General features: G+C 60.9%; 9 protein-coding genes. 8 read left to right on the top strand and 1 reads right to left on the bottom strand.

The genetic code is table 11. The annotated features are described in order from the left end of the window. Positions 1-77 precede the first annotated feature (77 nt). Positions 78-956 carry a hypothetical protein gene (locus ACNKH3_RS04140; RefSeq protein WP_420208351.1) on the top strand — a complete coding sequence of 293 codons (879 nt, stop codon included), beginning with the start codon at positions 78-80 and terminating at the stop codon, positions 954-956. A gap of 62 nt (positions 957-1,018) precedes the next feature. Here the strand turns inward: ACNKH3_RS04140 and ACNKH3_RS04135 are convergent, their stop codons facing one another. After that, positions 1,019-2,380 (bottom strand): nitrogenase component 1, encoded by a 1,362-nt coding sequence (locus ACNKH3_RS04135; protein WP_420208350.1) that lies wholly within the window; start codon positions 2,378-2,380, stop codon positions 1,019-1,021. 706 nt (positions 2,381-3,086) lie between these two features. Between ACNKH3_RS04135 and ACNKH3_RS04130 the strand changes: the two genes are divergently transcribed. From ACNKH3_RS04130 to ACNKH3_RS04100, 7 genes are all read left to right on the top strand, one after another. Further along, positions 3,087-5,336 carry a TonB-dependent receptor gene (locus ACNKH3_RS04130; protein WP_420208349.1) on the top strand — a complete coding sequence of 750 codons (2,250 nt, stop codon included), beginning with the start codon at positions 3,087-3,089 and terminating at the stop codon, positions 5,334-5,336. A 191-nt stretch (positions 5,337-5,527) separates the two neighbouring features. Beyond that, the gene (locus ACNKH3_RS04125) at positions 5,528-6,160 is read left to right on the top strand and encodes a MotA/TolQ/ExbB proton channel family protein (protein ID WP_420208348.1); all 633 of its coding nucleotides are present in this window, start codon (positions 5,528-5,530) and stop codon (positions 6,158-6,160) included. Beyond that, complete coding sequence (locus tag ACNKH3_RS04120; protein ID WP_420208347.1) at positions 6,157-6,591, top strand: ExbD/TolR family protein; 435 nt, start codon at positions 6,157-6,159, stop codon at positions 6,589-6,591. Before ACNKH3_RS04125 ends, ACNKH3_RS04120 begins: the two co-directional genes overlap by 4 nt. Further along, the gene (locus ACNKH3_RS04115; protein WP_417916460.1) at positions 6,588-7,784 is read left to right on the top strand and encodes an energy transducer TonB; all 1,197 of its coding nucleotides are present in this window, start codon (positions 6,588-6,590) and stop codon (positions 7,782-7,784) included. Before ACNKH3_RS04120 ends, ACNKH3_RS04115 begins: the two co-directional genes overlap by 4 nt. A gap of 121 nt (positions 7,785-7,905) precedes the next feature. Continuing rightward, positions 7,906-9,837: a TonB-dependent receptor plug domain-containing protein gene (locus tag ACNKH3_RS04110; protein WP_417916459.1), complete on the top strand. Its 1,932-nt coding sequence runs from the start codon at positions 7,906-7,908 to the stop codon at positions 9,835-9,837. Positions 9,838-9,922: 85 nt separating this feature from the next. After that, a complete protein-coding gene (locus tag ACNKH3_RS04105; RefSeq protein ID WP_417916458.1) occupies positions 9,923-10,636 on the top strand; it encodes an ABC transporter ATP-binding protein in 714 nt (237 codons plus the stop codon). Beyond that, positions 10,633-12,072 (top strand): DUF3526 domain-containing protein, encoded by a 1,440-nt coding sequence (locus ACNKH3_RS04100; RefSeq protein WP_417916457.1) that lies wholly within the window; start codon positions 10,633-10,635, stop codon positions 12,070-12,072. The genes ACNKH3_RS04105 and ACNKH3_RS04100 overlap by 4 nt, the downstream gene beginning before the upstream one ends. Positions 12,073-12,077 lie beyond the last annotated feature (5 nt).

Here is a 12,077-nt window from a genome sequence, read left to right as displayed (position 1 = left end):
GCGGACAATCCCTCCTTTGAAAGCCAAGCGGTGAAGGCGTACCCGAAAGTCCGCTTTTCGCTATTATATTGTTTTTAATGATAAATTCAATATATTTTTCAGGTGCGACCCGCCTTGTCACTCATAAATCACCATTACCCAGCCCGGACGACCCGCTGCCGCCGCTGGAGGAATGCCTGCATGTGCGCGTCCATGCCTCGCAGTCCTTGGTCGAGAATGTCCGCCGCGATGCCAGGACGGAACGCCTGCCCTTGGCGCAGAAGCTGCCGCTGATCAGCTCGGCGCAGGACACGGTGCTTGGCCTGAAGGACGTGCTCAACCCGGCTGGCCTGCTCCAGCTGACGGGCAATGACCTCTTCTTTGACCGCAGCCAGCCCGGCGCGGGCGAATGCGTGATCGAAAGCACGGCGGGCGGACGCACGGTGCAGACACGCTTCGGCAAGATCGAGGACAGCGAGATCATCCTCATGCCGGACATCCCGGCGCAGGCCCATCCGTGGAACAACGAATGCAGCATCTCCGTCACCACCCGCTACAGCGAACACGGCACCCTGCGCACCGGGACGTATGCCAGAATGCTGCGCACACCGCTGACACTGACCAAGATGGGCCACCCGAATCCGCCGGAAGCTGGCATCCTCACCGGCAAAGAGAGCAGCCCGCATGTCAGCGTCACCGGCGGCAGTGTGGCGGCGGACACGATCCTGCGCATTCAGGCCGTGCTTGACATGCGCCAAGACGCGCTGCTCTTCAGCCTGCTGGATATGACAGAGGGAGGAAAGACAGGCGCGGCGGTGAGCGTCACTGCGAACGGCGCAGTCACCTTGCAAGGATTCGCTGATTCGGCAGTCAGCAGCCTCAGCATCCGGGTGAACGCATACGCCGAGCTGAAGGAGATGATCCGCAGCAAGTATGGCGGCAGGCTGGTGGATGTGCTGAAGGTTGAGACGGCGTAGCCGCGCCCTCCGTCTCCGCTCCGCGCCGGGCGGCGTGCTGAACGGAGAGGAAGAGCAGGCTGTCACATGTAGGAGTAGCCGACTGACGAATCGTCCTGCTTCTTGGCGATGAGCGCGTTGGTGACGGTGTCGAAGAGCTGCTGCGCCCCGCTGTAGCCGAGGTGGAGGACGCGCTGGCCGCCGACACGGTCATGGATCGGGAAGCCGACCCGGATGAGCGGGATGTTCAGCTTGCGGGCGAGCGGATAGCCCTTGGAGTGGCCGACAAGCAGGTCTGGGGCAAGGCTCTCCGCGATTTCGGCGATGTCGAAGAAATCCGCGCCCTCATGCACCTGCGGCTGCTCGGCAAGTATGTCGCCGGTGACTTCGGCAATAGCTGCGGCCAGCTTGCCCGATGTGCCGCCGGACGCGCAGAGCACCGGCATGATGCCGATCTCGGCTAAGAACGCGGTCAGGCCGACGACCAAGTCCTCCTCGCCGTAGATAATCGCCTTCTTGCCGAAGACGTACTTGTGGCCGTCCACGTAGGCATCCACCAGTCTGCCGCGCTCCTTGCGATATTTCTCAGGAATCGGCAGGTCGCTCAGCTGGGCGAGCAGGGCGAAGAAGCGGTCGCTTTCCTCAATGCCGATGGGCAGGCCAAGCCGGTGCTGGCTGACCTTGAACGTGTTCTGCAAGGCAAGGCCGCCGCTGAGGCTGTCGCTCAGGGTGCGGCCAAACTCGATGGTGGCCTGGCTGCGGCCCATCGCGGTGATCGCGGCCAAGGGCGTGCCGCCGGACTGAATCTTCTCATACTCCAGCAGGGCCGGGCCGTCCATGGTCTCGGCCAAGTCGGGCAGCATGGTGCAGTTCAGGCCAAAATCGGCCATGATCTCCTTGAGCAGGCGGCAGTCCGCCGAGGAGACAAAGCCGGGCAGCAGGTTGACGGTCTCGCTGCGCGGCCCGCCTTTGGCCCGCTGCTCAATCACCGCCCGCACTGCGCCGTGGAAGCCCTCCATGTGCGTTCCGGCATAGCTCGGCGTGGCCACATGGACGAACTCCGGCAGCCCTTCCGAGCCTTCGGTGTCCTTGGCGTATTCCAAGAGATAGCGGGCCACGTCGTCGCCGATGGTCTCGGTCAGGCAGGTGGTGGCGATGCCGATCAGTGCCGGGCGGTACTTCTGCGCCACGTTGGTCAGACCCAGCTTGAGATTCGGCCCGCCGCCGTAGACCGCGTTCTTCTCGGACAGCGACGACGAGGCAATGTCGATCGGCTCATTGTAATGGCTGATAATGTAGCGGCGCATGTAGGTGGCGCAGCCCTGCGAGCCGTGCAGGTAGGGCACCGCGCCCTCAATGCCCTTGAAGGCCAGGCAGGCACCGAGCGGCCTGCACAGCTTGCAGGCGTTGGTGGTCGAGATGTAGTCGGGATGCGGCTTGCTCATGATTGCTCCTTGGAAAGAGATTGGCGCAATGGGTGTTGCAAGCCTTGTGCCAAGGAGCAGTCTGGACGCTATGTCTGATTTCTCAGGAGCTTGACCAGACCTGACAGCGCGGCGGGTGTTGTCAGCTTGTCTGCAAAAAAGAAAAGCTGTCACATTTCCGCAAGGCCGTGTTGCAATATTGAGCTGAAAACGCTGGACAGCTCAGGCTGCCTCCTGTGATCCGGCAGCAGCGTGTCATCCGCCCGGCTTTCCGGGCAGTTCTCCCAGAAAAATGAGCTTTCCGCCTCATTGCGCGGGCGGGTGAAATATGGTTTCCTGACACCAGCAGGAAAAACGGACTGAGACTGCCCTGCCCTTTCTCCGGCAGGCCCCCGGCGCGCATCGTGCGCCCCAGCCTCCTGTCTCATCCGGGCAACGCCTGCCGCGTCAGCGGAAACCGCACATATCTCCTCCAGCCCTTCGCTTCAGCCCCGGAGAGCTGGAATCATCCGCAGGCGCGACGCAGTCAGACAGCGTCGGCGGCAGCCTCTCTCCTCCTGCCGCCGACGCTGTTTTTTTATGCCCTGCCCGGCCATCTGGGCATTTCACCCAGAAAAATGAGTTTTCCGCCTCATTGCGCGGGCGGGCGGAATATGGTTTAAGGGTGAGTATCAAATCTTGAACCCATGCAATACTGACACTCATTTCAAAGAAAGGAAGAATGAACGTGCGCGCAAAGAGATACCGGAAAAGCGCCCTGCTGGGACTGACCGCCGCAGCCTTGGCTGGACAGGCCGCCGCAGCGGAGACAGAAATGGCGGAAGTGCTGGTGACCGGCGACAAGCTGATCACGCCGTCGATGCAGGCCAGCGAGACTGTGTACACCGGCAGCGAGATCACGCCCAAAGGCATTGAGATGCAAGGCGCGAAGGCCAGCACCAGCGTGTACAGCGCCTTGGACATGCTGCCGGGCATCAACGTGGAAAGCGCAGACAGCACCGGCTTGGCAGCGGAGATGAGCAGCGTCCGGGTGCGCGGCGTGCGCAGCTCGATGGGCGCGATGACCGTGGAGGGAATGCCCAATCATGGCGGCAATCCCATCGGCCCGCGCGACTACCTCTATGACATGGAGAACATGCGCGGCATCTCCATCTACAAGGGCGCGATACCGGGCGACATCGGCACTGGAGTCGGCTCGCGGGGCGGCGCGGTTGAGCTGCGCCCTGACTGGCCAAACGGAGATTTCGGCCTGCGCTTCAAGCAGAGCCTCGGCTCGAACAGCTACACCCGCAGCTATGTCCGCTTAGACAGCTGCCCGGCGGCAGAGACAGGCACTGCCGTCTCCGGTTCCTATTCCTTCAGCCAGGCGGACAAATGGCGTGGCGAAGGCGAGCTGGGGCCGCGCAACAACGCCAACTTGTCTCTGACGCAGCCGCTCGGCGAGAAGGCGGATGTCAAGCTCTGGTACAACCACAACGACCTTGAGCAGCATCTTTACCGCCCGCTGAACTGGAAGGAGGCGCAGAGCCTCTCCGCCAACTACGAGAAGGACTTCAATGCCGCCCTCACCGGAGACGCTGACAAGGACTTCGAGTATTATGACTACAACCGGGGCGAGTATCAGAATGACGACCTGCTGGCCATCCTGACGGTGCGGGCCTCAGATGCCCTGCGTTTGACCTTCAAGCCGTATCATACCAAGGAAGACGCGGAAATCACGCAGGGCATCGCGCCGAAACCGGCTCCGGCTTTGACTCCTGATGCGGTAGCCACGCCGGCCAGCGCGCAGAAGCGTCTGCGTGACATCAAGCACACCGGCTTGGTTGCTGAGGCCATGCTGGAGCATGACAGCATGAAAGGCACGCTGGGTTATCATATAGAAAGCTCAGACAGCAGCATACTCACCCAGAACTACGCTCTCACCGGCTCCGGCCTCGCATACCGGGGCTATGGCCGCATGACAGTCAGCGACGACGACAGCTATGTCAACAGCCCCTATGTCAAGCTGGCAGGCGCGCGCGGCGACTTTGACTGGCAGGCGGGCCTCAAGTACTTCCACTACACCGAGGCGGGCAGCAAAGGCTACATCTCCGACAAAACCGCGCCCTACGCCCTGAAACGCGCTCCTGACATTGATCAGGAGGAGAAGACCTTGGACATCTGGCTGCCCACTGCCGCCGCCGCCTGGCGGTTCAGCAGCGAGCTGGAAGGCAGGGCCAGCTACGGCAAGACTTTCATCAGGCCCTACTCCTATCTGCCCTTGCACAACATCTACAACCAGAACAGGGCGGTCTTTCAGGCGCAGGGCATCGGCCTGCAAGATCTCTTCGCAGGCTACGACTTCGAGCAGGCGGACATCTTCGACCTCGGCTTCCGCTGGACTGCGGGCATGTTCGAGATCGCGCCGACCTTCTTCTACGGCAAGCACAAGAACCTGCTGACAACCATCTACGATCCCCGTGTTGATCTGAACTATCAGCAGAACGTGGGCAAGGCCACCGGCTATGGCCTTGACTTGGAGGTGAACGCTTATGTCAGCAGCAGTCTCACCGCCTTTGTCAATCCGACTTGGACCTCGATGACCTATGACGAGGATCTGAGCTATGCAGGCAAGCTCCGTCCCACTGAGGGCAATCAGGTGGTTGACACGCCGGAGCTGATGGTCAAGACCGGCCTGATCTGGAACTGGCGGCAATTCGAGGTTGCGCCAATGCTGCGCTGGCTCGGCGAGCGCTACGCCGACTCTGAGAACCAGAACGAAGTGGACTCCGCCTTTGTCGCTGACCTGCGCATGAGCTATTTGCTGCCGCCCCTGCTGCAAAGCAAGGAGATGAAGCTCTCGCTGGAGCTGAACAACCTCTTTGACGAGGAGTACATTTCGGCCATCAGCGCCTCTGACGACAGCCGGAACGGCCAAGCCAGCTTCTATCAGGGCGCGCCGTTCTCCGCCATGCTGACCTTCTCTGTCCGGTATTGAGCAGGAGCGCGGCTGCTGCATGGGCGTTCAAATTCTGAATGCTTAGGATTTGAATGCTCATGCGTGCAGGACTGAGCCTCTCATGCACATGATGCTCAGGCACTCATGCTCATGAGTGTCAGGCGGCCATGCGCAGTCCGCAGCCATTCTTCCGGCATATCCTTCATAACTCGCTTACTTTACTGAAGACAATGCAGACAGCAGCAATGTGGGAAATCATGCGAAGCGGCGGCCCGGTGATGTGGCCGCTTCTGGCCTGCTCGGTGATCGTGCTGACCATCATCATCGAGCGCGCCCTGTTCTGGCTCGGCATTGCCCGGCGGCGCAACCGCCCTCTGCGCGACGAGGTGCTGCTCTTAGCCCAGCGCGGCGAATGGGAGCAGATTGAGGAGAAGACCGCTGGCTGCGCCGATCCGGTGGTGCGGGTGCTGAACGTCGGCATTCTCCACCGCGAGTATGACATGGCCAAGGCCATGGAAGACGAGTCGCAGCAGATTGTCAAACGGATGTCGCAGTTCATGCCGGTCTTGGACACCATGATCACGGTCGCTCCAATGCTCGGCATCCTCGGCACCGTGACCGGCATCATCTCCGCTTTCAAGATGCTGGGCGCGAGCAGCACACCGGATCCCAAGCTCGTCACCGGCGGCATCGCCGAAGCGCTGCTCACCACAGCTGCCGGGCTGATCATATCCATCGCCACAGTCTTTCCCTACAACTACTTCCGCAGCCGGGTCGAGCACGCCATCCACTTCATGGAGAAATACGCCACCCGCCTTGAGGTCGGCTGGCGGAAGACGCGCGCGCAGGAGCAGGCCAAATGAAGCTGTCGAGGAAAGGCATTCCGCCGGTGCGCATGGAGATGACTCCGCTGATGGACATCGTCTTCCTCCTGCTCGTCTTCTTCATCTACGCCATGCTCTCGATGGCCGTGCATCATGGCAAGCAGCTCGATCTGCCGCAGTCAAGCAGCGCGTCCTTGGAAACGCAGGAGGCGGTGAGCATCACTATTGAGTCGGACAAAGGCGGGCTGCGAATCTCGGTCGATGGAGGCGCGGCCTTCAGCGGCATTGAGCGTCTGAAGGAGATCCTGACGGAGAAGAAGGCCAAGGCCCCGCAGGGCAAGGAGCTTGATCTCCAGATATTTGCCGACAAGACGGTCTCCTACCAGAGCCTGTACAGCGTCTTGGACAGCGTCACTCAGGCCGGGCTGTCCCGCATCTCCCTGCAAGCCACATTGCAGGAGGCCCCATGAACGAGGCGGCGCAGCGCCTGCTGCCTGCTGGCCTGCTGACTTTGGCCCTGCACAGCGCGTTTCTTTCCTGGCAGATGGAAAACCGGCCCATTGAGCTGCCCAAGCCGGAGAAGATATCCGTCACCCTGCGGCAGCCGCCCCCGCCGCCGCCGCCGCAGAAGAAGATTGTCAAAGAGCTGCTCCCGCCGCCGGAGCTGAAGCCAGTGGAGCGGCAGCCGCTGGAAACGCTGCCGCCGCCGCAGAGCAAGGTGGTCAAGCGGCTGAAGCCGCCTCCGGCAATCAAGAAGGCGCAGCATAAGCCCTTGGAGCAGCTGCCGCCCCAGCAGAGCCGGGTGGCCCGCAGGCTGCCGCCGCCTCCGGCAGTCACTCCTGCCGCGCTGGCGCCGCTGGAGACCTTGTCGCCTGCTCAAGCCAGAATGACCCGCGCCCTGCCGCCCCCGCCTGACATTGCCGCCGTTGCCGCGCCGCAGCCTTTGAGCACGCTGCCGCCCGCGCCTGCGCCTCCTGCTCAGGGCCGCATTCTCCGTCAGCTGCCGCGCCTGCCTGACAACTTTGCTGTCAGCCAGCCTGCATTGAGGCCGCTGGAGACGCTGCCGCCGCTGCCGGAGCCGGAACCAGCAGTCTGGGAAGAGCCTGCGCCAGTGATTGCGCAGGAGGAAGTCTTTGAGGAAGAAGTTGTCGAGACTGAGCCGGTGGAGGAAATTGTCGAAACTGAACCGGTGCAGGAAGAGATCGTGGAAGAATACACCCCGCCGCCGGTTGAGCAGTTCGCTGAAGTCGTTGAGGAGCAGGTCTGGGAGGAGCCGCCGCCCCGGCGCGTTGAGCCGCAGCAGGAGCGGAGGAGGCAGCGTGACTATGTGCCGCAGCCGTCACGCCAGCGGCAGGCAGAGAGCAGTTCTGCCTCGTCCGGCGCAGGCGATCAGGAGGCCGCGCCGCTTTACGCCAGCAATCCGCCGCCTGAATATCCGATGCAGGCCCGGCGGCGCGGCCTGCAAGGCGTGGTCACTATAGAGGCGCTGATTGACGCGAACGGCTCTGTCTCCGATCTCCGCCTCTTTGCCAGCAGCGGCCACAGCATCTTGGACAAGGCGGCCCTCAGCTCAGTGCGCGGCTGGCGGTTCAAGCCCGGCACAGTCGGCGGCAGACGAAAGGCGATGTGGGTGAAAGTGCCGGTGCGCTTTGAGTTACATTGAGGTCTGTTTTGTGTGGATATTTATCAATTCATCGTCAAGAGGAGCGCAGATTATGAAACGCGTACAACAACGGAAGGCAGCCCTCGCAGTTGCCTCAGCGGCTATGTCTATCAGTCCCTTTATGGCGGGGGTCGTCACAGCCGAGCAAACTGCCGCAGGATCGTCTGCACTGCTCGACGAAGTGGTGGTGACAGGAACCCGGACACCGCATTCGCTCAAGGACACACCGGTGGAGACTGTGCTGCTCAATCAGCAGGACATTCAGCAGAGCAATGCGCAGAACGCCATTGATGTGCTGAAGACTGTGCCGGGCATCAACACCTCGGTGCATGATGACGTGCTTGGCACCTATAGCTGGCGGGCCAATATGCGCGGATTGAACTTCAATGATGGCTACGGCCTCGTGCTGATTGACGGGCAGCGGGTCATGGGCTGCGGCCAAAGCGGCGGCATGGGCGAATACGGAGTTGGCCTTAACCAGCTTCCGGTGGATATGATTGAGCGCATCGAAGTAGTCAAAGGGCCAAGCTCCGCGCTCTACGGCAGCGATGCCTTGGCGGGCGTGGTCAATATCATCACCAAGGACACCCCGGACAAGCCCAGCGGCAAGGCTGGTGCTGCGTATGGCTGGTACACGGTGAAAGAGAAGGTCAACAGCGACGGCAGCATCACTCAGCCTGACGATGACGGCGACTACCGCAGCACCAAACAGGCGTATGCCTCCTTCGGCGACCGGCCCGTTGACAAAATCGGCTACTTGGTCAGCTACAACTACGAGTCGGCAGAGGATGTCAGCCAGAGTCCGCTTGAATCGCTCCGGCATTCGCTGCTGGCTAAGATGAATCTGGCAGCCAGCGACAAGGTTGACCTCTCTCTGAAAGGCGAGGCCAGCAACTACGAGAAAGAGGGCAACCGGGACGAGGACAGCTGGCGCATTGCGCCGGGTATGGAATGGCGACTGGCGGACGGGCAGACACTCGCCTTCAAGGGCTACACCTATACTTGGGACTTTGTTCACGGCACGCCGGGCAACATCAACGGCTACAAATACGGCACAATTAATTTCAACCAAGCTGAGGCCCAGCACACGTGGCAGGTGAATGCCCAGAATACGCTGGTCATGGGGGCCGAATTCCAGCAGCAGGCGATAGACTACCTGATTGACAACCCCAACGGCAGCACCACCACAGTGAACAAGGATGTGGACACTGCCAGCCTCTACGGTCAGGATGAGTTCAAGCTGCTTGATGACCTGACGCTGGTGGGCGGCTTCCGTTTTGACGACCACTCGGTCTTTGGCAGCGAGATCAACCCGAAACTGAGCGCGATGTACAACCTGTCTGATTCCACCAGCCTGCGGGCCTCTGCGGGACGGGCCTTCAAATCGCCCACTATCCGCCAGCTTTATTACGACATCCCCTACCGGCACGGCGACTATTACAACCAGTCCAACTCTGACCTGAAGCCGGAAGTGGGCATGGGGTATTCGGCCAGCATTGAGCAGTGGCTGCTTGACGGCCAGCTGATGACCAGCGCGGGTCTCTTCCGCAATGATGTGGAAGACATGGTGATTGTCGAGGACACTGGCGCGATGTATGACGGCCTGCCGCTCATGCTCTATCGCAATGTGGACGAGGCCACGACCCAAGGGCTTGAGCTGATGACCAGATTTGAGCAGAACGCCTTCTCCCTCAACGCCTCCTACACCTACACCGATTCCGAGAACAAAGAGAGCGGCCTGAATCTGCCCTATGTGCCGGAACACAGCTTCTCCCTTGTCCCAGCCTACGTCTGGAATCAGTACGGCCTCGGCCTCAGCGGCACGCTCACCTGCACTGGCAAGCAGTATAAGGACAATCAGAACAAGACCTCCATAGACGGCCATTCCGTGGTTGATGCCAAGCTGTGGAAGGAAATTGACTGGAAGGAGATGTTTGTCAACAAGCTCACCCTGAGCTTGGAAGCGGACAACCTCCTTGATTCGGACAAGGGCGATGATGCCAGCTTCCGCAGCGGCAGAGCCTTCTTGGTAAAGCTGGACGTGTCTTTTTAATCAACGCGGCGCAGTTGTTATCAACCCTTCCTGCCGGTCTTCACCAAGGAGACCGGCATTCTCTTTCATACCAAAGGACAGCACCATGCTTGAAGCCCGCGCGCTGACAAAAATCTATCAGAAAACGCCTGCGCTTGACTCCCTCAACCTGTCTATACCCGGTGGGGAGATATTCTGCCTGCTTGGCCCGAACGGCGCAGGCAAGACCACTACGGTCAACCTCTTCCTCAACTTTGAGATGCCCAGCTCTGGTGAAGCCTTGGTCTGTGGTATCAACAGCGCGGCGCAGCCGCTGGAGGCGCGGCGGCATGTGGCCTATATTCCAGAGACGGTGATGCTTTACCCGAATTTCACCGCCTTGGAGAACCTTGAGTATTTTGCCGCCATCTCCACCGGGAAGAACCATTCGCCGCAAGAGCTGCGCGCCCTGCTGGCGGAGGCGGGCTTGCAGGAAGAAGCCTTTGCCAGGCGGGTAAAAGGCTTTTCCAAGGGAATGCGGCAGAAGGTGGGCATTGCCATCGCTTTGGCAAAGAATGCGCAGGCTCTGCTCTTGGACGAGCCGACCAGTGGCCTTGATCCAAAAGCGGCCAATGAATTCGCGGCGATCATGAGCAGGCTGCGTGAGCGCGGCATGGCGATTTTGATGGTCACGCACGATCTGTTTCTGGCTAAACAGTGCGGCAACCGGGTCGGGATCATGAGGCAGGGCAAGCTGCTGGAGACTCATCCCACAGATTCGCTTGACCTGATTGAGCTGGAGCAGATTTATCTGAACCTTTCCTCAGGAGCAGCGTCATGAACCGTGCTGCTGTCATCAGTCGGATTGCCCGCAAGGAGCTGGCCGATCATTTCCGTGAGGCCCGCCACCGCTGGCTGTTTGGCATCTCGGTGACGCTCACCCTCTGCGCCGTCATCTTCGGGGCAATGCAGGTACGCCGCCTGACTGCGGAGCAGAATGCCGCTACCGCGATGGACACCAAGATATGGACCAGCCAAGGAGCGAAGAACCCTCATGCTGCGGCCCACTTTGGCCAGTACGCCTTTAAGCTGTGGAGTCCGCTGACCTTAGCTGACCCCGGCGTGTCCTTTTACGAAGGAACAGCGGTCTGGGTGGAGGCGCACAAGCAGAACCCGGACAGTTTCACTCCGGCCCGCGACCGGGGCGCGGCAGTCAGGAACGCCACCCTCTCCTTGGCCTTTGTCCTGCAAAAGATGATGCCGCTGGTGATCATCCTCCTTGCCTTCTCGGCCTTCACCCGCGAGCGTGAGCGGGGCACGCTCCGTCAGCTCCTTAGTCTCGGTGTTGCCCCAGCAGACCTCTTTGCTGGCAAAAGCATCGCCTTTACCCTCATGCTGGCCCTGCTGCTACTGCCAGCCCTGTTTGGCACCGCCGCTGCCCTCTGGCTCTTTCGCGCCTCAGCGGAGTTCCCGCTCAGTGATCTGCTGGCCCGCAGCGGCTGGCTGCTGCTGGTCTATGCGCTGTATCTGTCCGGCTGGCTGGCCTTGACTCTGGCGATCTCCGCTCGCGCCAGAACATCCGGCACAGCTTTGACCGTGCTGATCGGCTTCTGGATTGTTAGCTCCTTTGCTGTTCCGCGCATCATGAGCGACGTGGTGAAGCATTCGCCGAGACTGCCCACCATGCTGGAGTTCCAGACCGAGATTGCCGAGCAGAAGAAGCGGGACTTCGGCCACAGCACTGACCATCCTGCCTACGCGGCCTTTCTGGCCGCAGTGCTGCAAGAATACAAGGTGGACGCTGTGGAGAAGCTGCCGGTGAACCTGCGCGGCCTCTCCCTGCGCAAGTCGGATGAGGTGGGTTATGCCATCTACGATGCAGCGTTTCATGCCCTCTACGAAAAGATATACCGGCAAGACCTGCTCCGGGCTGTGCTTGGCCCGCTCTTTCCATCGCTGGCCATCGAGCAGCTCTCTATGAGCTTTGCTGGCAGCGACAACCGCGCTCATTTCCATTTCATCTCTGAAGTGGAGAAGCACCGGCGGGTGATCCAGACTATGGCCAGCGAAGACTTGATTCATAACGCGGCCAACGGCGACGAGTCCTATGCGGCTTCGCCCGAATTATGGGCCAAGATGCCGTCGTTCTCGTACCGCGCTGCGCCGGTCGACACTGTGACGGCCAATCAGCTGCCGGTGCTGCTCCTGCTCGCCTGCTGGACGCTGCTCGCCGCAGCGTTCGCCATCCTTTCTGTCCGGGCTGTCAAGCCGTTGTAACAGGA

Origin of the sequence: Candidatus Electronema sp. JC (genome assembly GCF_048287365.2) — a bacterium.
Classification (GTDB): Bacteria; Desulfobacterota; Desulfobulbia; order Desulfobulbales; family Desulfobulbaceae; genus Electronema.
The sequence above is the reverse complement of the archived record's forward strand: the minus strand, read 5'-3'. Positions and strand labels throughout refer to the sequence as shown.

Coding starts and splice junctions, on each gene's coding strand:
- ACNKH3_RS04125 (WP_420208348.1), top strand. CDS start 5,528: ATGCAGACAGCAGCAATGTGGGAAATCATGCGAAGCGGCGGCCCGGTG.
- ACNKH3_RS04100 (WP_417916457.1), top strand. CDS start 10,633: ATGAACCGTGCTGCTGTCATCAGTCGGATTGCCCGCAAGGAGCTGGCC.
- ACNKH3_RS04135 (WP_420208350.1), bottom strand. CDS start 2,380: ATGAGCAAGCCGCATCCCGACTACATCTCGACCACCAACGCCTGCAAG.
- ACNKH3_RS04140 (WP_420208351.1), top strand. CDS start 78: ATGATAAATTCAATATATTTTTCAGGTGCGACCCGCCTTGTCACTCAT.
- ACNKH3_RS04115 (WP_417916460.1), top strand. CDS start 6,588: ATGAACGAGGCGGCGCAGCGCCTGCTGCCTGCTGGCCTGCTGACTTTG.
- ACNKH3_RS04120 (WP_420208347.1), top strand. CDS start 6,157: ATGAAGCTGTCGAGGAAAGGCATTCCGCCGGTGCGCATGGAGATGACT.
- ACNKH3_RS04105 (WP_417916458.1), top strand. CDS start 9,923: ATGCTTGAAGCCCGCGCGCTGACAAAAATCTATCAGAAAACGCCTGCG.
- ACNKH3_RS04110 (WP_417916459.1), top strand. CDS start 7,906: ATGGCGGGGGTCGTCACAGCCGAGCAAACTGCCGCAGGATCGTCTGCA.